Genomic DNA, 22,347 nt, shown 5'->3' with positions numbered 1-22,347 from the left:
GGACGGCCCGTCCGGGTGACCGGGGTCCGGGTCAGGCGCTCCAGGCGGGATGGCGCGGGTCGTCGGCACGCACGAGAACGTCCGCCGTGCCGACCGGGTCGGTCTCCGTCTCGTAGCGTGCGAAGGCGGGGAGCGTCCAGTGGTCGGTCTCGGGAGTGCGGCGGCGCAGGGCGCCCGGGGAGAGGAGGAGGTGCACGGTCAGGTCGAAGGGGAACCAGTGGCGGAGCAGGAAGGGGCCGTGGAGCAGCAGGACACCGCCGGGCGGGAGCGGGACGTACGGGCTGCGGGTGGCCCGGTCGGTGGCGGGGTCCCACAGGTCGGGCAGGATCCGCCCGGTACCTCCGGGGTCGAGCGGGCCGAAGACCTCCCGCCACAGGGCACCGGTGTCGAACCAGTCGCTGTAGTACGACTCCGCGTCCCGCCGCCCGTGCTCCAGCCGCAGCGAGGCAGGGCGCAGGAAACCCTCGGCACCGACCACCAGTGAGGGTCGGCCGCGCAGCCGCAGCGCCTCCCCCACGCGTGCGGCGAGGTCCCCGGGCCGGGCGGCCGGTGCTCCGTCGAAGGCGACACGCGGCCAGGCGCCCCCGTCGGCCGGTTCCAGGGCGGCCAGCCGGTCGGCGAGCAGTTCGGCGAGCCGGTCCCAGGTGATCGCTTCGAGTCGCACGGACACCATGATGCCGGGTGGCTTCGGGGAACGTGCAGGTGCCGGTTTCCGGGCGGCCACCGCGTGGGCTGGGCCAGGTGCCCGGCCTCCACCCGGGGACCGGACGGACGACCCAAGGAGGGGAGGAACCAGCGGCCCGGAGGGGAGGCGCGGGCGGTGGGAGGGGAAGTACCGCGTATGGCGTTTCCCACGATCCCCGACTCGCCCGACCCGCTCGGCCGGCTTGTGGTCGTCCAGCCGTTGCGTCGTAAGCGGTGCGCCGGCTGTCGGCGCGGTCCGTTGTCACTGCTGGCGCTGGAGGACGGGGCCCCGCGCTGCCTGGACTGTGCCGACCTCGGGCACCTGGTGTTCCTGCCGCGCGGTGACACGGCACTGACCCGCAGGTCGCTGGAGGAGAGTTCCCTGTCGGCGGTGGTGGTGCGGTTCGACCGCCGCAAGAGCCGTTACGAACGCCGGGGCGTGCTCGTGGAGGCGTCCGCGCTGGTCCGGGCCGAGGCCCGCTGCCTGGCGGACGCGGAGGCGCGACGCCGCAGACGGGCGCGGGACGCGCGGGGCAGGGCGATGGAGGACCAGCGGTTCGCGGCGGTGTTCGCGGCCGAGATCCTCCGGCTGTTCCCCGGTTGCCCGGACGAGCGGGCCCGGGCGATCGCGGCCCATGCCTCGGTGCGGCGCAGCGGACGGGTGGGGCGCAGCGCGGCCGGGCGCGCGCTGTCCGAGGGAGCGGTGACATCGGCGGTGGTGGCGGCCGTACGGCATCGGGACACGCCGTACGACGAGCTCCTGATGAGCGGGGTGGGCCGGTACGAGGCGCGGCGCCGGATCGCCCCGGTGGTAGAGGAGGCGCTGCGGACGTGGCGGCGGGGGCCGGGGAGGACACAGGATGAGGAGGCGTGAGGGCGCGCTGTCGGCCGAGGCGGGCGCGGACGGACGCTGCCGACGGGATCGAGCACGGACGGGCCCTGCCGATCACAGCGGGCGCTGTCGGCCGGGGCGGGTGCGGGCCGAGGAGGCTGTGCGAAAAGGCGTTGTCCGCCACTCTGCGCGGTGGCCGGCGCGGACGTATCGTGGCCGCAGGAGCAGCGCCCAGCGAGGCACGGCGCGTCGTACACCCGGTGCCTTCGGTGCCCCGTACGCGAGGAAGACGCCCATGGCCGATCCCAAGGGGTTCATGACCACGCCGCGCCAGGAGTGGCCGCGGCGGCCCGTCGAGGAGCGGGTGCGGGACTGGGACGAGGTGTACGTCCCGGGAGCGCTGCTGCCCATCATCAGCAAGCAGGCCGACCGGTGCATGGACTGCGGTGTGCCGTTCTGCCACCACGCCTGTCCGCTGGGGAACCTGATCCCCGAGTGGAACGACCTGGTGTCCCGCGAGGACTGGCGGGACGCGAGCGACCGGCTGCACTCCACGAACAACTTCCCCGAGTTCACGGGGCGGTTGTGTCCGGCGCCCTGCGAGGCGGGGTGCGTGTTGGCGATCAACCAGCCGGCCGTCACGATCAAGAACGTCGAGTGCGCGATCGCGGACCGGGCGTGGGAGGACGGGCTGACCCCGGCGCGGCCGCCGGAGCGGCTGTCCGGGAAGACGGTCGCCGTCATAGGCTCCGGGCCCACTGGGCTGGCCGCGGCACAGCAGCTGACCCGGGCCGGGCACACGGTGGCGGTGTACGAGAAGGACGACCGGATCGGTGGGCTGATGCGGTACGGCATCCCCGCGTTCAAGATGGAGAAGTTCCACTTGGAGCGGCGGATCGAGCAGATGCGGGCCGAGGGGACACGGTTCCGTACGTCGACGGTGGTCGGGCGGGACGTTCCGGCGGGGGAACTGCGGAGCCGGTACGACGCGGTGGTGATCGCGACGGGTGCGACGGCGTGGCGGGAACTTTCCGTGCCGGGGCGGGAGTTGAGCGGGATACACCAGGCGATGGAGTACCTGCCGCTGGCCAACCGGGTGTGCGAGGGAGACCTGGAGGTCTCACCGCTGTCGGCGTCCGGCAGACACGTCGTGATCGTCGGTGGCGGGGACACCGGGGCGGACTGCCTGGGCACCGCGGTGCGGGAGGGCGCCGCGTCCGTGACCCAGCTGGACATCTACGCCCAGCCGGGTGGCGAGCGCGACGAGGACACCGAGCCGTGGCCGACATATCCGAAGACGTACCGGCTGTCGGGCGCGCACGAGGAGGCGCGGGACCTGCGTACGGCGCCGGCGGCGGACGCGGACGCGCGGCTGTTCGCGGCGTCCACGCTGCGCTTCACCGGGGACGACCGGGGGCGGCTGCGGTCGCTGCACCTGGTGGAGGTCGACGCGCGGCGGTCCCCCGTGCCGGGCACCGAGCGGACGCTCCCGGCCGACCTCGTCCTGCTCGCCCTCGGATTCACCGGGCCCGACCGGGAGGACGGGCTCATCGAGCAGTTGGGGCTGACACTGGAGCCACGCGGCACGATAGCCCGGGACGGCGGTTTCGCCACCGGGGTGCCGGGGGTGTTCGCGGCCGGTGACGCGGCGCGCGGACAGTCGCTCATCGTGTGGGCGATCGCGGAGGGTCGGGCGGTCGCGGCGGCCGTCGACCGTCACCTGACGGGCCGTTCACGCCTTCCGGCCCCGATAACGCCCACCGACCGGCCGATGGTGGTCTGAGGGGCGGTGCGGGCGACGGGGGCACGCCGGTGGGCTCCCCGGCCGCTTCGGCGCGCTGTCCGCACGACGCCGGGGTGGCGGACGCCGGTGAACGGCGCTCGACACGGCCCGTGTTGTGGCGCGGCGCGTACCGCGGCGTAGCTCGCCTGTGAGTCCGGCGCCGCGCCGGTCGGCCGGCGGGCGGGCGGGCGGGGTCGGTTCAGCCGACGCGTTCGTCGGTGCCGGCCACCTTGCCCGTCGCCAGGGCCACGCGGTTCCACGTGTTGATCGTGAGGATCAGGGCGAGGACGTGGGCCAGTTCCTGGTCGTCGAAGTGGGCGGCGGCCGCGGCGTAGACGGAGTCGGGGACGCCGGCGTCGCCGACCCGGGTCACCGCGTCCGTCAGGGCGAGGGCGGCCTGCTCCCTCGGGGTGAAGAAGTGGCGGGCCTCGCGCCAGACGGCGGTCATGTGCAGCCGGTCCTCGCTCTCGCCGGCCTTGCGGGCGTCGTTGGTGTGCATGTGCAGGCAGTAGGCGCACTGGTTGAGGTGCGAGGACCGGATCTGGATCAGTTCGACGAGGGACGGGTCGAGGCCCTCGCGGGCGGCGGCGTCGAGGCCGACGAGGGCGCGGAAGGCCTTGGGGGCGGCCTTCGCCAGGTTCAGGCGCGGGCGGGTGGCGGCGGCAGTGGTCCCGGCGGGGGTGGCAGCGGTGTTCGGATGCGTCGTCATGTGTCCAACCTATGGCCCGCAAAGACCGGTTGTAGGGTGCATTCCCATGACGGATTCGTGGGTCAATTCCGCGCAGCGCATCGGCGTCGACCTGCACCTGGAGCTGTCGGGGCCGGGTGGCCGACGGGCGGCGCTGACGCGGGCGCTCCGGGACGCCGTACGCGGCGGGCGGCTGGCTCCGGGCACCCGGCTGCCGCCGTACCGCTCGCTCGCCGCGGACCTGGGGGTGGCCCGCAACACGGTGGCCGACGCATACGCGGAGCTGGCGGCGGAGGGCTGGCTCACGGCCCGGCAGGGTTCCGGGACCCGGGTCGCCCAGGGGGTGGGGCCTTCGCGTCCCGTCCGGCGGGAGAGCGCCGAGCCGGGGCGAGACGCCAGGGCAACGCCCGTAACGGCACCTCCACGCGCGCACGGGCCGCGGCACGACCTGCGGCAGGGCGCGCCGGATTCCTCGTCCTTCCCGCGTGCGGCCTGGGCGGCGTCGTACCGGCGGGCGCTCCTGGCTGCGCCGAGCGAGGCGTTCGGGCCCGGTGACCCCGCCGGGCGCCGGGAGTTGCGGGAGGCGCTGGCGGAGTACCTGGCCCGGGCGCGCGGGGTGCGGACCGACCCGGACCGGATCGTGATCTGCTCGGGTTTCGGGCACGCGCTCCGGCTGCTCTTCGCCCGGTCCGGCCCGGGCGGACCGGGCACCTCGAGGAGGGCGGGAGCAGCGGCCGGGCCGCGCGCGTCGGACGCCGGGGGCGTACTGCGCGGTCCGCTCGGCGTGGAGGCGTACGGGCTGGGCTTCCACCGGGACCTGCTGGCGGCGGCCGGTGTGCGGACCGTACCGCTGCCGCTGGACGACGACGGGGCGCGGGTGGAGGCGCTGGACCGGGAGCGGGCCGTGCTGCTCACACCCGCGCACCAGTTCCCGACCGGTGGCCCGCTGCACCCGGGGCGCCGGGCCGCGGTGATCGACTGGGCACGCGCGCGGGACGCGGTGGTGGTGGAGGACGACTACGACGGCGAGTTCCGCTACGACCGCCGGCCCGTCGGCGCGCTCCAGGGCCTCGATCCGGAACGGGTCGTCCACGTCGGCTCGGTCAGCAAGAGCCTGTCACCGGCGCTGCGGCTGGGCTGGATGGTCCTGCCCAGCCGGCTCGTGGCGCCGGTGCTGGCGGCGAAGGGCGAGCGGGAGGGGTGGGCGAGCGTGCCGGACCAGCTCGCCCTCGCGGACTTCCTGGCCTGCGGGTCGTACGACCGTCATGTGCGGCGGATGCGGCAGACGTACCGCCGGCGACGGGACCGGCTGGTCGCCGTGCTCGCCGCGCGGGCGCCGCACGTCGAGGTGACCGGCATCGCGGCGGGCCTCCACGCGGTGCTGCGGCTGCCGCCCGGTACGGAGGCGTCCACGGTACGGGCCGCCGCACGGCAGGGCGTCGCCCTCGACGGCCTCGCCGGATTCCGGCACCCGGACGCGGCACCGGGAAAGGGCGTGACCGTGGGGGACGGCCTGGTGGTGGGGTACGCGGCGCCCGCCGAACACGCCTACGGTGCCGCGCTGGAGGCGCTGTGCGGGGTCCTGTCGTCCGGTTGACGTGGGCGCGCCGGGACACAGGCCGTCACCGGGCGACGGAGCCGGAGGCGTCGCCAGGCCGTGGGAGGGCCGCCCGACGGGGTCAGGACAGCAGGAAGTCGGCCTCCCCCGCCTTGGCGCCCTCGATGAACGCGGTTATCTCGGCGGTCGTGTAGATCAGCGCGGGCCCGTCGGGGTCGGTGGACTGCCGTACCGCGACCCGGCCGTCCGCCAGCTTCATCGCCTCCAGGCAGTTCCCGCCGTTACCGCCGCTCCACGGCTTGTGCCACCCCTCGCTGCCCAGGTCCCGCGCGGGCATCCCGTTGTAGACGCGTCCGCGCGGCTTGATCCGGTCCATTCACAGCTCCTTGCGGAGATCCCGGAGGATCTCCTTCGTGCGTCGTGCCGTGGCGGCCTGCGCCGCCATGCGGTCCATGACCTCCAGGTGGGTCGCCACCTCGGTGCGCGCGTCCAGGTAGACGGCGCCGGTCAGGTACTCGCTGTAGACCATGTCGGGCAGTTCCGGCATGGCGAAGCGGAACAGCACGAAGGGCCCGTACGTCCCCGGGTGCGGCCCGTTGGCGAACGGGGCGACCTGGAGCGTCACGTGGGGCAGCTTCGTGGCCTCGAGCAACTTGTCGATCTGCGCGCGCATCACCTCCGGGCCGCCGACCGGACGGCGCAGGACCGTCTCGTCCATCACCGCCCAGAAACGGGGGGCGTCGGTACGGGTGAGCAGTTCCTGGCGTCGCATGCGCAGCGCGACGTGCCGCTCCATGTCCTCCGGGCCGGTCTGGCCCACGGCACCGGAGGTCAGCACCGCGCGCGCGTAGTCCTCGGTCTGGAGCAGGCCGGGGACGAAGTGCGGATCGTAGGAGCGGATGAGGGCGGCCGCGCCCTCCAGGCTGACGTACATGGAGAACCAGCCCGGCAGGATGTCGTGGAACCGCTGCCACCAGCCGGGCCTGTTGGCCTCCTCGGCCAGCCGGACGAAGTCGTCGGCCTCGTCGTCGGGGACGCCGTAGGCCTTCAGCAGCAGTTGGAGGTAGGGGATCTTGAGGCTGACCTCGGCCATCTCCATGCGGCGGACGGTGGCGGGGGCGACACGCAGGAGGCGGGCGGCCTCCTCGCGCTTGAGACCGGCGCGTTCCCGCAGGTCCAGGAGGCGCCGGCCGAGGACCACCTGGCCCACGGTCGGCGCGGACCGCGGTTCGCTCACGCTGCCACCTCCACCGAAAGCCCCGGAACCCCAGGGCTCCGGGTTCCGGGGCTCCCGAGAACCCCACCGAAAGTTTCCTGACAGCCCTACGGCGCCAGTCGAAAGTCGTGCGAAGACCGGATCGGTTCTTCGACGACATCAAGTGGCGCCGCGCGTGGTGCTGTTGCGAGCAGTGTGCCACGACCTCTGACCGAGTCATACAGCACTCTGCAATTTTCAGAGTGACACTTGCCAAGTGTCCGCGCCAGGGAGATAGTGACAGCGTGATTCCGTCCGCGCCCTTAGGAACAGACGCCGCCGCAGACCGCCCCGGTCTCGGTGCCGCGACGGGGGCACCCCCTCAGGGGGGCGCCGCCGAGCGCAGGTTCCGGTTCGAGCTGGCCGCCCATCCGGGCTCCGTCGCCCAGGCGAGACGCCTGACGCACGCCCGGTTGTCGGGGTGGTCGGTGTGCGCGGACACCTGCGACAACGCGGCCCTGGTCATATCCGAGCTGGTCACGAACGCGGTGGTGCACACCGCCAGTACCCGGGTCGTGTGCGAGCTGCACGAGCACGGTGACGTGGTGCGCATAGCCGTGCGTGACGAGGGCTGTGCCCCTGGGGAACCCCACCCGTCCGCGCAGCGCCCCGACGAGGAGCACGGGAGGGGGTTGCTCCTCGTCGACGCGCTGTGCCGGGCCTGGGGTGCCCAGGGGCACGGGCCCGGGCTGCTGGTCTGGGCCGAACTGGCCCGTCGGGGCGACGCGGTCCCCGACACCGCCGAGCCGCGCGACGACCTCGGCTGGGGCGCCCGCCCCAAGCCGGGACGCCCGGACGACTCCGGCGAGGACCAGCAGGCCGAGGCCGACGTGGCGGAGGACGACGTGGCGGGCGGAACCGACGGCCACGGACCGGAGCAGCACCGGCAGGGGCAGCCGCACCGGCACCCCGTCGCGGGGCAGTCGCCGCACCGGGCGCCCGAGCAGCACCGGCACGCGCCGGTGGACGGGCATCAGCACGTGATCGCGGAACAGCAGCACCGGCCGGGCAGGCGTCCGGATCCGCACCGGCACGCGGTACCCGGTCGGCCCCAGCACCACGCCCCCGATCCGCACCGCCACGGGGAGCGCCCGTGACCGGCGCCGGCGCGGGCCGGGAGGGCGCCATCGGCCTGGACTCCCTGGTGGGCCTGCGGCGTCGCCGGCCGACCGTGGATCCGGTCCGCCGGCTCCGGGTGCCGGCCGGCATGACGGCCCCGCTCGGCTGGGACGCCGTGGCCGTCCCCGACGACCTCGCCCCGCGGGTCGCGCCCCTGCTGCCGCGGCTGGGATGCGTGTACGCCGACGAGTCCCACTGGTGGTGGATCGTCCCGTCGGACTCCGACTACGCCCTGCCGTGGCCGTACCCGGCGCACTACGCCACCGGCGCGCTGATCAACGGCACCGCCAGCCTCATCCACCGGCCGGAGGGGACGGTTCCGTACACCCCGCCGATCCCGCTCTACCTCGCGCTGTGCCGGGTCACGGGGACCGCACCGGACTGGTCGCGGGAAATACCGGCGTGACGCCGGCGCCGGTACCGGGCAAGCGACGGCGCCGGCCCGGTCAGGCCGTGACAGACGGTGCGGCACGATGCGTCGGCCGGATCGTGGAGGAGCCGAGCCGACGGCGCCCGACGCGCGGGCCGCACGCTCCGAAGGCGTTTCCGTAGGCGCCTGGCGGAAGGTACCGGGCGACAACGGTCCGGGTACCGGCGTCGCCGACAACGGTCCGGCCTCCAGGAGGACACGTCCGGGCCGCATCGGCACCCGCCGGAGCCGATCCGGTACCGCCGCTCCAGCCCGGGCAGCGGCGGACGCCCGACGCCGGCTCACCGGCTCACTCGAAAACCTCGCTCCCCCGCACGATGACCAGGAACGTGTCCGTGGCGAGATCCATGACGACCTCCGCGGCCAGCCCCTCCAGTCGGCGTGCGTGCGCGAACTCCTCCGCGGGCCAGGAGCCCCGCGGACCACCGGCGGGAAAGCGCTCGAGCACCTTTCGCCCGTTCACCATCTCGCACCTCCAGAAAGCGTCGTTCGTGTAGGAGTTAACGCTCTGGAGAGGGAAAAGGCCTCGCTCAGTGACGCTACTGATACCTTCTCGACACCTGATGGGCGCGGACGGTGAGGATCCGTTCACCTTGTGACACGAACAGGACCCGTGGCGGTCGATCTCCGCGGACCGAGGGGGCCGTCCGGGTCATGAGTCGTACTCGTCGTGGAGGCGGAGGCGGTCGCTGCCGGCGGGATCACGGCCGAGCGCCGTCAGGTCGAGCAGCCCGGTGACGGTGCCGAGGCCGACCAGTCCGTCGTCGTACACCGAGTACGTGTGGAAGACCCGGTCGTGGTCGCGCAGGAAGCAGCTGAGCCCGGGACGCTCGGTCGGTGCACCACCGGAGTCGACGGTGGCCTCGAAGTCGCGGTTGAAGTCGCGGCCGAGGTCGTCGTGGCCCGAGGAGTACCAGGGCACGGCCCAGCCCATGCGGGCCTTGAACGGCAGGATCCTGGTGAACGGCGCCCGGGAGACGACCGCGAAGGACGTGTTCCGGGCGCGCAGGTGGGCGAGGTGACCGACCTGGTCCAGGAAGGCCGCGCAGCACGGGCAGCCGCTCGTCCACTCCGGCGCGAACTCGAAGTGGTGGACGACGAGCTGGGTCCGCCCCTCGAAGAGGTCCAGGAGGGTGGCCTTGCCGTCGCCGCCGTCGAGGACGTAGTCAGGATCGACCTCGGTCATGGGCAGACGGCGCCGCTCCGCGCCGAGGAGCTCCCGGGCCCGTCTGACCGCCTCCTCCTTGCGCCGTAACTCCTCGCGCGCCGCGCGCCACTGCTCGCGCGAGACGATCTCCGGAAGCGACATGGGCCCTCCTGTCCGACGGTCGGTTCGGGGTGGTGACCGTCGGCGCGGGCGGAACTCATCGCCCGGTGCGGAGCGTTTTCCGGCCAGTTGTGCCGGGGCGGCAGCGGTGCGGCCGGGGGCGCCGGTGCCGCCGACCGCACCGTCACGCCGCCACGGGCAGCGGCAGCGGCTCCCCGCCGCTCCCCAGCTCTCCCAGCGCCTCCCGCAGTCGTCGCAGGTGCCGGGGGCCGAGGCGGCCGGTGTCGTCCAGCTCCACGGCGCACGCCGTGGTCGTGTCCACGAGCCGTTCCAGCGCCTCGGCGACGGTGTCCGTGCCCTCGGTGTGCCGGGCGAGGGCGGGCAGTTCGGCGGCGGCGTGCGCGATGGCGGTACGGGCCTCGGCGAGGGTGCGGTAGGCCTCCCGGCGCAGCGCCCAGCGTTCGACGCGGTCGCCGGACCCGTCGAGGACGTGGCGGAGGTAGGCGCGCGCGGCGTTCTCGGCCGCGGCGAGCCGGGACCGCACCCCGCCGCCGCGCTGCCCCGGCAGCGGCAGGTGCCCGACGAGCAGCACGAGCACGCAGGCCAGCAGTGTCTCGCCGATCCGGCCGACGGAGGCCTGCGGTTCCCCGCCCGCCATGACCAGCGCGAGCACGAGGACGGTGACGACGGCGGTCAGCGCCGCGAAGTGCCGGGTGGCGACCGGGACCAGGGCGCCGCAGACCGCGACCAGCGCGACCAGTCCGGCCGGGCGGGGCAGCAGCGCGGCACAGCCGGCGAACACCAGGGCGCCCAGCACGGTGCCGGCGGCCCGGCACAGCACCCGGGAGGCGAGCGGGCCGAGATCGGGCTTCACGAGGAAGACGGCCGTGGCGGGCAGCCAGTACCAGTGCTCGTGCTGCCCGTACCAGCGGGCGTGGTGCAGGGCCTGGGCGATGGCGGCGCCGGCGCCGAAGCACAGGGCGACGCGCAGCCCGTACTCGCGTCCGCCGGCGCCCAGCGCGGCACGCAGCGCCCACCGGGCGCCGCGGCGGCGGCCGGGCAGCCCGCGGTGGGCGCCCTCGCCCCGGTCGAAGACCTCGGCGGCGCGCAGCAGGGCGTCGTCCAGGGCGCGCAGCGCGGGCGCCGACCGGTGCGGCGCGGGCAGCGGGCCGGGTCCACCGCCGGAGCGGATCGCCGTGGCGAGCCGCCTCGGGCCCTGGGCCGTGCGTGCCGGCACCGGCTCCCCCGCCCAGTACAGGGCGGTGGCGGCCTCGGCGAGCGGCAGCGCCGCCGCGAACCGGGCGTGCAGCCGGCGCTCGGCGGCGGAGCCGGCGTACCGGCGCAGCCGGGGCCCGGCGAGGGCGTCCTGGGCGTGGTCCAGGGCGGCGGTGAGCGCGGCCCGCCGGGCGGTGGCCCGTTCCCCGCCCACGGCGTCGAGGAGCGCGGCGACCGCGTCGTACACGTCGGCGACCGCCGCGCGCTCCCCGTCGAACCGGAAGTCCCCGGGGGGTGAGCCGGGGGTGGGCAGCGCCAGCCGCAGCAGGAGCAGCCAGCCGGCTCCGGCGAGGAACGCGAGGGCACGCTGCCAGCCGGGGTCGGCCGCCGGCATCCCGGCGCCGACGGCGGCGGCGACGAGCAGCTGGGTCCCGGCCGCGGAGGCGACGGGTCCGACCGCGCTGACCGCTCCGGCGACCAGCCCCAGCAGGGTGAGCGCCAGGGTCAGCGGTACGGCGCTCAGGCCCTGCCCGGCGTACGTGCCCACGAGCAGCCCGAGCGCGCCGGCCAGCGCGGGCACCCCGAGCCGCCGCACGGAGGCCCGCCGGCCGCCGGGCCGGTCGTTGATGCCGGCGAGCATCGCGGCGATGGCGGCGAGCACCCCTACGGCGGTCCGCCCGCCGAGCAGGCCGGCGAGCAGCAGCGGTCCCGCGGCGAGCGCGCCACGGGTCATGGCGCTCCAGGGGACGGGGCCACGCTGGGTACGGAAGGCGTGGGCGAGCCAAGGGGGTGCGGCGGGCCGGGACACGGGGCTCCTGTTCGGACGAGGGCGGGGTGGGCCTTCGGACGACAGTGGCCGGCGGACTGTGTTCCCACCGTAGGGCGTCTTCCCGCGATGCACGGTGTGCTCACGTTTCGCCCGTGTGAAAGGTGCCGGGCCAGGTGGTTTCTTTATGACCGCAAGTCCGTGACCGGCCTTCCCCGGACGATTCGTCCTCCCCGGGGAGGACGGGCGGTCCGGCCTCCCCGGATCCGTCCGGCCTCCCCGCGGGCCTCGCGCACCCGAGCCGGTGCCGGCTGCCCGATCCGGTGCCGGCACCCCTCGGGACCGGATAATTCGGATGCGGTCGGGGCCGGGAAGGGACGATCATCGGGCGATTGCCCATGGACCGTCCCAGGAGCCGCTTCCATGATCCAGCGTGTCACCGTTCCCACTCTGTTCCCTCCGCCCACCTACTCCCACACCTCCGTCGTCGAGGCCGGCACCAAGCTGGCGTTCCTCGCCGGGGCGGTACCGCTCGACGCCGAGGGCGAACTGGTGGGCCCGGGGGACCCCGTACGCCAGGCCGAGCAGGTGATCGCCAACCTGCGCGAGCAACTCGGAGCCGTCGGGAGCGACTTGGAGCATGTCCTCTCCACGGAGGTGTACGTGGTCAGCGCCGAGACGGCGACGCTGTCCGCCGTGTGGGAGGTGGTCGAGGCGTCGGGTCTGAGCCGGGGACCGCACTCCTCCACGTTGCTCGGCGTCACCTGCCTCGGCTACACCGGCCAGCTGGTGGAGATAACGGCCACGGCCGTGGTGCCGGAGACCCCCGCGCACCCCTGAGCGCCCTCGATCGTGCCTGCGCGGGGGCGCGGCCACCCGGTGTCCGGGCACCGCGTTCCGGCCGTCGGCGCGGCGACCGGCGGAGCGTTCCGTCGGCAGTCGTCCCGTCAGGGCAGCCCGGCCGTTCGCGCCGCCGTGCGCAGGACCTCGCGGAGCATCTCGGTGGTGAGGCGGCCGGTGAAGGTGTTGCGCTGACTGACGTGGAAGCAGCCGAACAGGTCGAGGCCGTCGAGCGCGACCCGGGCGCCGTGGGCGAAGGCCGGCCGGGGGCGGGGCACGGTCCAGCCCGCCTGGGCGAACGCGGGGAGCGCGGCCTGCCAGCCGAAGGCACCGAGGACGACTGCGGCCCGCAGTGTCGGGCGCAGCATCGTCAGCTCCTGGACCAGCCAGGGCCGGCAGGTGTCGCGCTCACCCGGCGTGGGCTTGTTGGCGGGCGGGGCGCAGTGCACGGGCGCGGTGACACGGACGCCGTACAGTTCCAGGCCGTCGTCGGCACGCACCGACGTGGGCTGCGAGGCGAGCCCCACGTCGTACATCGCCTGGTAGAGGACGTCGCCGGAGCGGTCGCCGGTGAACATGCGGCCGGTGCGGTTGCCGCCGTGCGCGGCCGGCGCCAGACCGATGATCACCAGCCGGGCATCGGCGGGGCCGAAACCGGGGACCGGCCGCCCCCAGTACGTCTCGTCGGCGAACGCGGCCCGTTTGGTACGGGCCACCTCCTCACGCCAGTCGACCAGCCGGGGACAGGCCCGGCAGTCGGCGACGCGCCGGTCGAGGCGGGCGAGGGCACTGCTGTCGTCCATACCGTCCCGTGTGCCCCGAGCCGCCCGGCCGAACGCGGCACCCGGCGACGGCAGCCGCCCGGAGTCCCGGTGTCGGTGGTCGGCTCGGCCGTGCCGACCGTCACCGTCGGCGCAGGCGGTCCAGCAGATCCAGCAGGTCCCTGGTGTGCCGCCGCCGGGCCCAGGCGATCACGAGCAGCGGTATCAGGAGGATGAGCGGGGTCGCCGCGTTCTGGCCGTCGAACGCGGTGAGCTGGACGACGAACGCGCCGACCATGAGGGCGCCCAGGGCGAGCGCGGCCAGGGACTGGAGGACGGGTATCAACAGCGCTACGGCCCCCGCCAATTCGAGCGCGCCGATGGTGTACATGGCGCCGCTGCCCCAGCCGATCCTGTCGAAGGACTCGACGGCCGACGGGTGCGCGATGAGCTTGGGCAGGGCGCTCGCGAGGCCGTAGAACAGGGCGAGCAGCACCTGCACGGTCCGCAGGGCGATCCGGAGCCCGCGCGCCCGGCCGGTGGTGGGCGAGCCGGGGTCGCCGGCGGGCGTCGTGGTGCCGACGGGAACGGTCGTCTGCGACATGGAGGTCTCCTGAGAAGTGGTGCGGCGGTGTCGATTGCTTTCAGCCGGGTAGACCGGCGCAGCGCCAGGAACTCATCGCCACAGCGACCCCCGGACGCGGCGTCGACGGCCCCCGGATGCGGCATTTCCGGATGCCCTCTCCCCCGACGCCCGCCGTGACCGCGTGGTCCCGCCGGTACCGTCCGCCGTCAGGCCCCGGGCACCGCCCTGACCCATATGCCGTCCGGGGTCAGATACGCGTCCACCACCAGCCCCACCTCCTCCAGCGCCGACTCGAACTGCTCCTCGGTCAGGGGACGGGCCAGGAACGTCTGCGTCCAGACGGCGTCCGGGAACACGTACTCGGCGCGGACCGAGTTCACCCCGTCCCCGACCGGATCCGCCGAGAGGATGCGCACGGTGAAGCCGCTCGGGTCGACCCGCTCCCTCGGCACATCGGTGTGGTAGTTCGCGCCCTCGCGCTGGATGAGTACGCAGCCGCCCTCCGCCACGTGCCGGACGCAGGTCCGCAGCAGCTTTCTGCGCACCTCCTCGTCCCCGGCGTGCACCAGGAACGACGCGAGCATCACCACGTCGAACGTCTCGCCCAGGTCGAGGGTCTCGATGGGGCCGCATATCGTGCGCGCCCCGCGGACCCGGGCCAGCATGTCCGCCGACTCGTCCACCGCCGTGACCGTGAACCCGCGTTCCAGCAGGGGGTGGGTGACCCGGCCCGCGCCGCTGCCCAGTTCCAGGATGTGCGCGCCCGCCGGTACCGCCGCGGCGATGACGTCCGGCTCGTCGCCCACCGGCAGCCGCGCGTACAACTCCACCGCGCAGCCGTCCGGAGTGACGGCTCCCGGGCCCGTACCCTCGTGTCCCGTCCGCATGTCGATCCTCATGCCCGCACAACGGCCCGCCCCCGCACGCCCGTTCCCCTCCGCTCTCGGTTCACCCGTTCGAGTCATTCGGCGTGGAACGGGAACCATCCGTGGCCGATGTACCAGTGCCGGCCCGCCCGCAGGTGGTCGCCGACCGCCCGTTCCACGGACGTGCGGCGGGGCAGCCGGTCCACCGGCAGGTCCGGGTCCCCGAAGACGAAGCGGACGGGCTCCGCGTCGGCCGGCGCGCCCTCGTCACGGGCGACGCGGAACCGCTCCTGGAAGCGGACGATGTGCGAGTCGGCGGGCAGGTACTGCCTCAACTGCCGGTCCAGGAGCCAGGAGTGGCACAGAACGGCGCGCGGCCGCTCCTCGGGGAAGTGCCGGGGGAAGAACGCGCGGGCCAGGGCCAGGGAGCGGTCGACGGCGGACGGGGTGAGCGGGCCGTGACAGTCGGGGACGTGCAGGTTCAGGCAGGGTGTTTTGGGTGCCGCGTCCGGTCCGGCCGCCGCCGTCACCCGCGCGTCACGGTCCCCGAGCCGCGCCCGCTCGAACTGGATCCGGCCCAGCTGGTACAGCTCCCCACGGAAATGACGGACCAGCCAGCGCCGCGAACCCACGCCGGTCCTACCGTGCCGCCCGCGGTACACGGCCATGTGCCGGCCCAGGTCGGCCAGGGTGCGCCGGGATGTCTCGGCCGGGATGCCGCGCGCCCGGTGACCGGCCAGGGTGCGCGGGAGGGCGGCGAGGAAGACGTACACGGGGAAGACGTCGGCGGCTTCGGCCGGGGCCGCGGCGAACGGCCCGGCGAGGTCGGGTGTGCGGCCGACCTCCCGCGGTTCCCGGAACAGCTCCTCGACGCAGTGCGTCAGGAGCGTGCGCGTGCCGGGGTCCGCGATCGCGCCGCGCCAGCCCGCGACGAGTGCGTTGATGTCCTCGTGCGGCACGGCGAGGTCGAGGAGGAGTTCGGGCAGGTCGTCGGTGTCGGGCAGCACGGGTGTGATTCCCCCTTCCGTAGCGGCGGACGGACGCCTTCCGTAGCAGCGGGCGGGCGTCACCGCGCGCCGCTCACCCCTCGGCACCGCGCCGGGCTTCCGTGCCGTGCGCGGGCGCCGGTCGGGGTCGCCCCTGGGCGTTGGTGCCCGTCGCTGCCGAAGAGTACGGTGCGAAGGAGGAGTGGGGTGGTGGCCCGATGCGTACCGGCAACGAACCGAGGACCGCGCGCAGCCCCCTGCGGGCGCGGTTCTGGCTGGCCGTGTGGGGTCTGCTGTGGGCGGTCCTCGGCACGGTGGCGTTCGCGCTGGCCGGGCGGCCCGGCTGGGCGGCGGCCTGCGGCGTGCTGTCGCTGGTGGTCGTCACCGACTTGGCCATGATCCTCCGGCACCTGCGCCAGGGCCCGCACTACCAGCCGGGCCGTGACATCCCGCCGTACCAGCCACCGGACGGCTGGCCGTCCCGCCCCCGGCCCCGCCACCTCCGGCCGCCCGGACACCGCCATCCGTGATCCACGGCACCGGTGCACCGGTGCCGCGGGGACACTCCGGCCGGATCGCGGTGGCACCGGTTCCACCGGCGCCGCCCGTCGTCAGACCTCGAAGCGCGCGGCTTTGAGGTAGTCCGGGTTCGGGTCGAGCGCGGCGGCCAGCCGGAAGTGGCGCTTGGCCTGGTCGGGACGGTTCTGCCGCTGGTAGGTGCGGGCCAGCGCGAAGTGCGCGAAGGCGTTGTCCGGCTCGCGCTCCAACACGATGGTGAACTCCAGCTCGGCCGGCCGCAGTTGCGCCGCGGCGAAGAAGGCACGCGCGCGCAGCAGCCGGGCGGCGGTGTTCTCGGGGTGGGCGGCGATGACCTTGTCGAGCAGTTTCACCGCGCCCTGCGGGTCCCGCGCGTTGAGCAGCTGCTCGGCGGCACGGAAGTCGATCACGTGGGTTTCCGGGGTGGGTCCGGTGGAACCGCTGGTCTCGGGCACGGCAGAGTCCTTCCCTCACTCCCCCGCTGCAACGCCACCCACCGGGCCGCTATTCCGCGGCCCGGCCGCCCTCGCCCCGCTCCCGGTCCGCGCCGCCGCCCGCTCGCCGTTCGAGGTCGTCCCAGACCTCGGCGACGCGCGCGCGCAGCTCGTCCAGGGGCACGTCGTTGTCGATCAGGATGTCGGCGATCTCCCGGCGTCGCTCGCGGGTCGCCTGCGCGGCCATGCGCGCGCGGGCGTCCTCCTCGGTCATGCCGCGCAGCCGGACCAGCCGGTCGAGCTGGGTGCCGGGGGCGGTGTCGACGACGATCACCACGTCGTAGAGGGGTGCGAGGCCGTTCTCGGTGAGCAGCGGCACGTCGTGGACGACGACGGCGTCCTCGTCCGCGGCGCTCTCCAACCGCTCGGAGCGGTCGCGCACCAGGGGGTGCACGATCGCGTTGAGGACGGCGAGCTTCTCGGGGTCGGCGAAGACGATCGAGCCGAGCCGGGGCCGGTCGAGGCCGCCGTCGGCGGTGAGGACGTCCGGGCCGAAGGCGTCGACGACGGCGGCGAGGCCGGGGGTGCCGGGCGCCACGACCTCGCGCGCGATGCGGTCCGCGTCGATCAGCACGGCCCCGTGCTCCACGAGCAGCCGCGACACCTCGCTCTTGCCGGCGCCGATCCCACCGGTCAGGCCAACTTTCAGCATGAGCGGAAGCTTAGGCCTTGCCGTCGGCGGGCCCGGCGGCGGCGGTCAGTTCTCGCCCTCGCGCTCCGCCAGGAAGCGCTCGAACTCCTGCCCGATCTCGTCGGCCGACGGGATGTCCACGGCCTCGGCGAGCATGTTGCCCCGGGTCTCGGCGCCCGCGGCGGCGTCGTACTGGTGCTCCAGACCCTGCACGAGCGCGGTCAGTTCCTCGTCGCCCTCCTGGATCTGCCGGTCGATCTCGGTCTGGGTGCGGTGCGCGTCCGTGCGGAGCGCGTGGGCGACCCCGGGCAGCACCAGGCCGGTGGCGGCCGTGATGGCCTCCAGGACGGTCAGGGCGGCGTCCGGGTAGGGGGAACGGGCGATGTAGTGCGGGACGTGCGCGGCGACGCCCAGCACGTCGTGCCCGGCCTCCATGAGGCGGTACTCGACCAGCGACTCGGCGCTGCCGGGCACCTGGGCCTCCTCGAAGGGGCTGCGGTGGCCGGGGACGAGGTCGTTGCGGTTGCCGTGGGGGGTCAGGCCCACGGGGCGGGTGTGCGGGACGCCCATGGGGATGCCGTGGAAGTTCACGGACAGGCGGACGCCGAGCCGCTCCACCAGCTGCCGCACCGCCGCCGCGAACCGCTCCCACTCGACGTCCGGTTCCGGGCCCGCCAGCAGCAGGAACGGCGCGCCGGTGGTGTCCTGGACGAGGTGGACCTCGATGGCCGGGACCTCGTAGTCGGTCCAGCGGTCGCGCTTGAAGGTCAGCAGGGGGCGGCGGGCGCGGTAGTCCACGAGCCGGTCGTGGTCGAAGCGTGCCACGAGCTGGTGGGGCAGCGAGTCGAGCAGCCGGTCCACGATCTGGTCGCCGGTCTCACCCGCGTCGATGTACCCGTCGAAGTGGTAGAGCATGACAAGGCCGGCCGACTCCTGGGCGAGCGCCATGTCGACCACGGCCACGCCCTTCGGCTCCCATGCGTACAAACCCTGCGGATCAAGCACTGTGACCGCCCCTCCTCGTGTTCCCCTCCCACAACGCGCCCCGCGGCGGGGGAATTCCCGCGACCCGCCGCTGATCAGCGAGCTCGCGCGCGACCTCTTGACGGCCCGTCACCTGGTCCGTACCTTCGCCACGACCAGGATTCAGATCAGAGTCCGCCGTTCATGTGGGAGAACGCACGACAGGGGCACTCATGCGCGCACGTACGTCGCTCACCTTCCTGCTCGCCACCACGCTCGCCGCCGGCGGACTGCTGTTCACCGCCGGCGGCACCGCCTCGGCCGCCACCCTGGACGTCACGACCGCGGCCCAGCTGAAGACCGCCCTCGGCGCCGCGCGGCCCGGCGACACGATCCACCTGGCGGACGGCACCTACACCGGCAACTTCAAGGCGGCGACCCCGGCGACGGCGTCCGCGCGCATCACCCTCACCGGCTCGCCGGGGGCCGTGCTGACGGCGGGGGGCGGCTACGGCCTGCACCTGAACGGCGCCTCCTACTGGACGGTCGGCGGCCTGACCGTGACCGGCGGCCAGAAGGGCATCGTGATCGACGCGGCCACGGGTGTCGTCGTGGACGGCGTCACGGTGCACGGCCTGGACATGGAGGGCGTGCACTTCCGCGACTCCAGCACGGACGGCGTGATCAGGAACTCGAGGATCTACGACACCGGGAACGACGGCCGGGGCATGGGCGAGGGCGTGTACGTGGGCACCGCCAACACGCTCACCGACCGGAGCGACCGCATCCAGATCCTGGGGAACACGATCGGACCCGGTGTGGGCGGCGAGAACGTCGACATCAAGGAGGGCACGACGGGTGCCCGGATCGTCGGCAACACCTTCGACGGCAGCGGCCTGACGGGCGCGAACTACGACGACTCCTGGGTCGACGTGAAGGGCAACGACGTCCTCGTGCAGGACAACACGGGCAGCGCCACCACCAACGACGGCTACCAGACCCACACCCAGCAGGCCGGCTGGGGCTGCGGCACGGCCTTCAGGGGCAACCGGTCGACGCTGACCGGCGCGACCGGTGCCACACGGCTGGCCATCGACGTCGGCAACGACGGCGCCGGCTGCCGGACGACGGTCTACGGCAGCAACACGGTGACGGGCGGCAGGGGCCTGACCAACATCCAGGTGACGCCGTAAGGGGGGCCGCGGGACGGGGCGGGCGGCCCGGGGAACGTCTGAGGGGCCGTACCCCGAAAGGTACGGCCCCTCAGCCGACTACCGGCTAAGCCTCAGCGGCAGCGGTCAGCTCTGGCCGCCGGCCAGCTTCTCGCGCAGCGCGGCGAGCGCCTCGTCCGAGGCCAGGGCACCGGAGGTGTCCGCGCCCTCGGAGGAGTACGAACCGCCACCGCCGGTGGACACGGCCGGAGCCGCGGCCTCGCCACCCTCGGCCGCAGCGGCCTCGTCGGCCTCGCGGGACTTGATGACCTGCTGCTGGTGCTGCTCGAAGCGGGACTGCGCCTCGGCGTACTGGCGCTCCCACTCCTCGCGCTGCTTCTCGTAGCCCTCGAGCCAGTCGTTGGTCTCGGGGTCGAAGCCCTCGGGGTAGATGTAGTTGCCCTGGTCGTCGTAGGACGCGGCCATGCCGTACAGGGTCGGGTCGAACTCGACCGAGGCCGGGTCGGAACCGAACGACTCGTTGGCCTGCTTCAGCGAGAGGCTGATGCGACGACGCTCGAGGTCGATGTCGATGACCTTGACGAAGATCTCGTCGTTGACCTGGACGACCTGCTCCGGGATCTCCACGTGGCGCTCGGCCAGCTCGGAGATGTGCACCAGGCCCTCGATGCCCTCGTCCACGCGGACGAACGCACCGAACGGAACCAGCTTCGTGACCTTGCCGGGCACGACCTGGCCGATCTGGTGGGTGCGGGCGAACTGCTGCCACGGGTCTTCCTGGGTCGCCTTCAGCGACAGGGAGACGCGCTCGCGGTCCATGTCCACGTCGAGAACCTCGACGGTGACCTCCTGGCCGACCTCGACCACCTCGGAGGGGTGGTCGATGTGCTTCCAGGACAGCTCGGAGACGTGGACCAGGCCGTCGACGCCACCCAGGTCCACGAAGGCACCGAAGTTGACGATCGAGGAGACCACGCCGGAGCGGACCTGACCCTTCTGGAGGGTCGTGAGGAAGGTCTGGCGGACCTCGGACTGGGTCTGCTCGAGCCAGGCGCGGCGGGACAGGACCACGTTGTTGCGGTTCTTGTCCAGCTCGATGATCTTGGCCTCGAGCTCCTTGCCCACGTAGGGCTGGAGGTCGCGCACGCGGCGCATCTCGACCAGGGAGGCCGGCAGGAAGCCACGGAGGCCGATGTCGAGGATGAGACCACCCTTGACGACCTCGATGACGGTACCGGTGACGATCCCGTCCTCTTCCTTGATCTTCTCGATGGTGCCCCAGGCACGCTCGTACTGGGCGCGCTTCTTCGAGAGGATCAGGCGGCCTTCCTTGTCCTCCTTCTGGAGAACAAGGGCCTCGATCTCGTCACCGACGGCGACGACCTCGTTGGGGTCGACGTCGTGCTTGATCGAGAGCTCGCGGCTCGGGATCACACCTTCGGTCTTGTAACCGATGTCGAGCAGGACCTCGTCCCGGTCGACCTTCACGATGACGCCGTCGACGATGTCGCCGTCGTTGAAGTACTTGATCGTCTCGTCGATCGCGGCGAGGAAGGCTTCCTCGTTACCGATGTCGTTGACCGCTACCTGCGGGGTGGTGGCGGTGGTCTCGGTGCTGCTCGTCATGTGGGAAAGGGCTCCGGTACGGACATTGAAGTCGTAGGTACTGCTTACGCCGGGAGCCCGTTTCGCTCTGAAGAAGCCGGACAGCCAAGGAAGCGCCACTTGAACACCGGGTGTCCGGTGGCGCCTCGACAACCGAGGGGACATACAACAGATGCGAGCGCAGCCTGCTACGTCTGAGGAGCGCAGGCCCGCAGCGCAACTTGTAGCATACGGGGGCAGCCGGGCAGGGTCAATGCGCGAAGGCGCACACCCGGGGCGGATCACCCCATTCCCGGCACAATAAATGTCTCAGCGGGCCGCGCGCGCCCGCACACGCCTTCCGTGGGGCCCCGGTGCGGGTTGGACGGAAGGGTACGACGAGGGAGCCGATCATCCAAGAGCCGGAAGCGTACGAACCGGAAGCCTCCGAGGGGTCGGAGCCGGAGGCCACCCGGCGTGACGCGGACGTCACGGAGAGCGCGCGGGCCAACCGGGGCTGGTGGGACCGCAACGCCGACGAGTACCAGACCGAGCACGGCACGTTCCTCGGCGACGACCGCTTCGTGTGGTGTCCGGAGGGCCTGGACGAGGTGGAGGCCGAGCTGCTCGGCCCGCCCGAGGAGCTGAAGGGCAGGTCGGTCCTGGAGATCGGCGCGGGCGCGGCGCAGTGCGCGCGTTGGCTGGCCGCGCAGGGAGCCCGTCCGGTGGCCCTGGACCTCTCGCACCGGCAGCTCCAGCACGCGCTGCGGATAGGCGGCTCGTTCCCGCTGGTCTGCGCCGACGCCGGGGCGCTGCCGTTCGCGGACGGGGCGTTCGACCTGGTCTGCTCCGCGTACGGGGCGCTGCCGTTCGTGGCCGACCCGCGGCAGGTGCTGCGCGAGGTGCACCGGGTGCTGCGCCCGGGCGGCCGGTTCGTCTTCTCGGTGACCCATCCGGTCCGCTGGGCGTTCCCGGACGAGCCGGGCCCCGAGGGGCTGACGGTGGCCTCCTCCTACTTCGACCGCACGCCCTACGTGGAGCAGGACGAGGAGGGCCGCGCGGTCTACGTGGAGCACCACAGGACGCTCGGCGACCGGGTGCGGGACATCGTGGCGTCGGGTTTCCGGCTGGCGGACCTGGTGGAGCCGGAGTGGCCGGCCTGGAACACCTCGGAGTGGGGCGGCTGGTCGCCGCTGCGCGGGAACCTGATCCCGGGCACGGCGATCTTCGTGTGCGAGCGGGAGGACCGGGTCCCGTAGGCGGCCCCCGCCCTTCCTCCGTACTCACGCGCATGCGCGGGGAGCGCGGGAGGGGCGGTTCCCGGCGGCGT

The 22,347-nt window shown here is 73.7% G+C and carries 23 protein-coding genes and 1 pseudogene; 9 read left to right on the top strand and 15 right to left on the bottom strand.

What is annotated here, in order from left to right; all coding sequences use genetic code 11:
- Window positions 1–31 precede the first annotated feature (31 nt).
- Window positions 32–664, bottom strand: coding sequence for a uridine kinase (locus ACIQVT_RS08785; protein WP_403749576.1), 633 nt, complete (start codon window positions 662–664; stop codon window positions 32–34).
- A 177-nt stretch (window positions 665–841) separates the two neighbouring features.
- Between ACIQVT_RS08785 and ACIQVT_RS08780 the strand changes: the two genes are divergently transcribed.
- Both ACIQVT_RS08780 and ACIQVT_RS08775 read left to right on the top strand, forming a co-directional pair.
- The gene (locus ACIQVT_RS08780) at window positions 842–1,558 is read left to right on the top strand and encodes a DUF2293 domain-containing protein (RefSeq protein ID WP_403749573.1); all 717 of its coding nucleotides are present in this window, start codon (window positions 842–844) and stop codon (window positions 1,556–1,558) included.
- 253 nt (window positions 1,559–1,811) lie between these two features.
- Entirely contained in the window at window positions 1,812–3,299 is a 1,488-nt protein-coding gene (locus ACIQVT_RS08775; RefSeq protein ID WP_403749570.1) for a glutamate synthase subunit beta, read from the top strand.
- A 199-nt stretch (window positions 3,300–3,498) separates the two neighbouring features.
- Here the strand turns inward: ACIQVT_RS08775 and ACIQVT_RS08770 are convergent, their stop codons facing one another.
- A complete protein-coding gene (locus ACIQVT_RS08770; RefSeq protein ID WP_403749566.1) occupies window positions 3,499–4,008 on the bottom strand; it encodes a carboxymuconolactone decarboxylase family protein in 510 nt (169 codons plus the stop codon).
- 46 nt (window positions 4,009–4,054) lie between these two features.
- Between ACIQVT_RS08770 and ACIQVT_RS08765 the strand changes: the two genes are divergently transcribed.
- Complete coding sequence (locus ACIQVT_RS08765; protein ID WP_403749563.1) at window positions 4,055–5,584, top strand: PLP-dependent aminotransferase family protein; 1,530 nt, start codon at window positions 4,055–4,057, stop codon at window positions 5,582–5,584.
- An 82-nt stretch (window positions 5,585–5,666) separates the two neighbouring features.
- On the opposite strand, the gene ACIQVT_RS08760 is transcribed toward ACIQVT_RS08765, so the two are convergent.
- On the bottom strand, window positions 5,667–5,921 hold the full coding sequence (locus ACIQVT_RS08760; RefSeq protein WP_403749560.1) for a DUF397 domain-containing protein: 255 nt from the start codon (window positions 5,919–5,921) through the stop codon (window positions 5,667–5,669).
- Entirely contained in the window at window positions 5,922–6,782 is an 861-nt protein-coding gene (locus ACIQVT_RS08755) for a helix-turn-helix domain-containing protein (protein ID WP_403749558.1), read from the bottom strand. It abuts the gene before it with no gap.
- Window positions 6,783–7,010: 228 nt separating this feature from the next.
- On the opposite strand from ACIQVT_RS08755, the pseudogene ACIQVT_RS08750 reads away from it, so the two are divergent.
- Together ACIQVT_RS08750 and ACIQVT_RS08745 are read left to right on the top strand one after the other, a co-directional pair.
- A pseudogene (locus ACIQVT_RS08750) lies at window positions 7,011–7,624 on the top strand (ATP-binding protein); the annotation flags it as partial.
- A 269-nt stretch (window positions 7,625–7,893) separates the two neighbouring features.
- Entirely contained in the window at window positions 7,894–8,325 is a 432-nt protein-coding gene (locus tag ACIQVT_RS08745) for a hypothetical protein (protein ID WP_403749555.1), read from the top strand.
- A gap of 313 nt (window positions 8,326–8,638) precedes the next feature.
- Here ACIQVT_RS08745 and ACIQVT_RS08740 read toward each other — a convergent pair whose 3' ends face one another.
- The 3 genes from ACIQVT_RS08740 to ACIQVT_RS08730 all read right to left on the bottom strand — a co-directional run bounded on the left by ACIQVT_RS08740 (window position 8,639) and on the right by ACIQVT_RS08730 (window position 11,564).
- Entirely contained in the window at window positions 8,639–8,815 is a 177-nt protein-coding gene (locus ACIQVT_RS08740; RefSeq protein ID WP_403749552.1) for a hypothetical protein, read from the bottom strand.
- Window positions 8,816–9,001: 186 nt separating this feature from the next.
- Complete coding sequence (locus ACIQVT_RS08735) at window positions 9,002–9,658, bottom strand: DUF899 domain-containing protein (RefSeq protein WP_403749549.1); 657 nt, start codon at window positions 9,656–9,658, stop codon at window positions 9,002–9,004.
- A 142-nt stretch (window positions 9,659–9,800) separates the two neighbouring features.
- A complete protein-coding gene (locus ACIQVT_RS08730) occupies window positions 9,801–11,564 on the bottom strand; it encodes an FUSC family protein (protein WP_403749547.1) in 1,764 nt (587 codons plus the stop codon).
- Window positions 11,565–12,020: 456 nt separating this feature from the next.
- On the opposite strand from ACIQVT_RS08730, the gene ACIQVT_RS08725 reads away from it, so the two are divergent.
- Window positions 12,021–12,437 (top strand): RidA family protein, encoded by a 417-nt coding sequence (locus ACIQVT_RS08725; protein ID WP_403749544.1) that lies wholly within the window; start codon window positions 12,021–12,023, stop codon window positions 12,435–12,437.
- A 107-nt stretch (window positions 12,438–12,544) separates the two neighbouring features.
- Here ACIQVT_RS08725 and ACIQVT_RS08720 read toward each other — a convergent pair whose 3' ends face one another.
- The 4 genes from ACIQVT_RS08720 to ACIQVT_RS08705 all read right to left on the bottom strand — a co-directional run bounded on the left by ACIQVT_RS08720 (window position 12,545) and on the right by ACIQVT_RS08705 (window position 15,657).
- Window positions 12,545–13,240 (bottom strand): uracil-DNA glycosylase, encoded by a 696-nt coding sequence (locus tag ACIQVT_RS08720; RefSeq protein WP_403749541.1) that lies wholly within the window; start codon window positions 13,238–13,240, stop codon window positions 12,545–12,547.
- 100 nt (window positions 13,241–13,340) lie between these two features.
- Window positions 13,341–13,802, bottom strand: a complete 462-nt coding sequence (locus ACIQVT_RS08715; RefSeq protein ID WP_403749538.1) for a DoxX family protein — start codon at window positions 13,800–13,802, stop codon at window positions 13,341–13,343.
- 188 nt (window positions 13,803–13,990) lie between these two features.
- Window positions 13,991–14,671, bottom strand: coding sequence for a class I SAM-dependent methyltransferase (locus ACIQVT_RS08710; RefSeq protein WP_403749536.1), 681 nt, complete (start codon window positions 14,669–14,671; stop codon window positions 13,991–13,993).
- A 74-nt stretch (window positions 14,672–14,745) separates the two neighbouring features.
- Entirely contained in the window at window positions 14,746–15,657 is a 912-nt protein-coding gene (locus tag ACIQVT_RS08705) for an acyltransferase domain-containing protein (protein ID WP_403749532.1), read from the bottom strand.
- Between the two features lie 197 nt (window positions 15,658–15,854).
- Between ACIQVT_RS08705 and ACIQVT_RS08700 the strand changes: the two genes are divergently transcribed.
- Window positions 15,855–16,166: a DUF6343 family protein gene (locus ACIQVT_RS08700; RefSeq protein WP_403749530.1), complete on the top strand. Its 312-nt coding sequence runs from the start codon at window positions 15,855–15,857 to the stop codon at window positions 16,164–16,166.
- Between the two features lie 81 nt (window positions 16,167–16,247).
- Here the strand turns inward: ACIQVT_RS08700 and ACIQVT_RS08695 are convergent, their stop codons facing one another.
- The 3 genes from ACIQVT_RS08695 to ACIQVT_RS08685 are packed head-to-tail and all read right to left on the bottom strand — an operon-like array spanning window position 16,248 to window position 18,303.
- Window positions 16,248–16,628 (bottom strand): tetratricopeptide repeat protein, encoded by a 381-nt coding sequence (locus ACIQVT_RS08695; protein ID WP_403749527.1) that lies wholly within the window; start codon window positions 16,626–16,628, stop codon window positions 16,248–16,250.
- Between the two features lie 49 nt (window positions 16,629–16,677).
- Window positions 16,678–17,319 carry a dephospho-CoA kinase gene (gene coaE / locus ACIQVT_RS08690; protein ID WP_403749524.1) on the bottom strand — a complete coding sequence of 214 codons (642 nt, stop codon included), beginning with the start codon at window positions 17,317–17,319 and terminating at the stop codon, window positions 16,678–16,680.
- 45 nt (window positions 17,320–17,364) lie between these two features.
- Entirely contained in the window at window positions 17,365–18,303 is a 939-nt protein-coding gene (locus tag ACIQVT_RS08685; protein ID WP_403749521.1) for a PAC2 family protein, read from the bottom strand.
- Between the two features lie 191 nt (window positions 18,304–18,494).
- On the opposite strand from ACIQVT_RS08685, the gene ACIQVT_RS08680 reads away from it, so the two are divergent.
- Window positions 18,495–19,454 (top strand): right-handed parallel beta-helix repeat-containing protein, encoded by a 960-nt coding sequence (locus ACIQVT_RS08680; protein WP_403749518.1) that lies wholly within the window; start codon window positions 18,495–18,497, stop codon window positions 19,452–19,454.
- Between the two features lie 105 nt (window positions 19,455–19,559).
- On the opposite strand, the gene rpsA is transcribed toward ACIQVT_RS08680, so the two are convergent.
- Entirely contained in the window at window positions 19,560–21,059 is a 1,500-nt protein-coding gene (rpsA, locus tag ACIQVT_RS08675; protein WP_403749515.1) for a 30S ribosomal protein S1, read from the bottom strand.
- A 332-nt stretch (window positions 21,060–21,391) separates the two neighbouring features.
- Here rpsA and ACIQVT_RS08670 point away from each other — a divergent pair, with 332 nt between their 5' ends.
- On the top strand, window positions 21,392–22,276 hold the full coding sequence (locus tag ACIQVT_RS08670; protein WP_403749512.1) for a class I SAM-dependent methyltransferase: 885 nt from the start codon (window positions 21,392–21,394) through the stop codon (window positions 22,274–22,276).
- Window positions 22,277–22,347: the final 71 nt, after the last annotated feature.

Source organism: Streptomyces sp. NPDC100445, assembly GCF_044759735.1.
Lineage (GTDB): Bacteria > Actinomycetota > Actinomycetes > Streptomycetales > Streptomycetaceae > Streptomyces.
Note: the sequence above shows the minus strand (reverse complement) of the source record. Positions and strands in the feature narration are given on the sequence as shown.

Coding starts and splice junctions, on each gene's coding strand:
- ACIQVT_RS08780 (WP_403749573.1), top strand. CDS start 842: ATGGCGTTTCCCACGATCCCCGACTCGCCCGACCCGCTCGGCCGGCTT.
- ACIQVT_RS08775 (WP_403749570.1), top strand. CDS start 1,812: ATGGCCGATCCCAAGGGGTTCATGACCACGCCGCGCCAGGAGTGGCCG.
- ACIQVT_RS08770 (WP_403749566.1), bottom strand. CDS start 4,008: ATGACGACGCATCCGAACACCGCTGCCACCCCCGCCGGGACCACTGCC.
- ACIQVT_RS08765 (WP_403749563.1), top strand. CDS start 4,055: ATGACGGATTCGTGGGTCAATTCCGCGCAGCGCATCGGCGTCGACCTG.
- ACIQVT_RS08760 (WP_403749560.1), bottom strand. CDS start 5,921: ATGGACCGGATCAAGCCGCGCGGACGCGTCTACAACGGGATGCCCGCG.
- ACIQVT_RS08740 (WP_403749552.1), bottom strand. CDS start 8,815: ATGGTGAACGGGCGAAAGGTGCTCGAGCGCTTTCCCGCCGGTGGTCCG.
- ACIQVT_RS08735 (WP_403749549.1), bottom strand. CDS start 9,658: ATGTCGCTTCCGGAGATCGTCTCGCGCGAGCAGTGGCGCGCGGCGCGC.
- ACIQVT_RS08730 (WP_403749547.1), bottom strand. CDS start 11,564: ATGACCCGTGGCGCGCTCGCCGCGGGACCGCTGCTGCTCGCCGGCCTG.
- ACIQVT_RS08725 (WP_403749544.1), top strand. CDS start 12,021: ATGATCCAGCGTGTCACCGTTCCCACTCTGTTCCCTCCGCCCACCTAC.
- ACIQVT_RS08720 (WP_403749541.1), bottom strand. CDS start 13,240: ATGGACGACAGCAGTGCCCTCGCCCGCCTCGACCGGCGCGTCGCCGAC.
- ACIQVT_RS08715 (WP_403749538.1), bottom strand. CDS start 13,802: ATGTCGCAGACGACCGTTCCCGTCGGCACCACGACGCCCGCCGGCGAC.
- ACIQVT_RS08710 (WP_403749536.1), bottom strand. CDS start 14,671: ATGCGGACGGGACACGAGGGTACGGGCCCGGGAGCCGTCACTCCGGAC.
- ACIQVT_RS08700 (WP_403749530.1), top strand. CDS start 15,855: ATGCGTACCGGCAACGAACCGAGGACCGCGCGCAGCCCCCTGCGGGCG.
- coaE (WP_403749524.1), bottom strand. CDS start 17,319: ATGCTGAAAGTTGGCCTGACCGGTGGGATCGGCGCCGGCAAGAGCGAG.
- ACIQVT_RS08680 (WP_403749518.1), top strand. CDS start 18,495: ATGCGCGCACGTACGTCGCTCACCTTCCTGCTCGCCACCACGCTCGCC.
- rpsA (WP_403749515.1), bottom strand. CDS start 21,059: ATGACGAGCAGCACCGAGACCACCGCCACCACCCCGCAGGTAGCGGTC.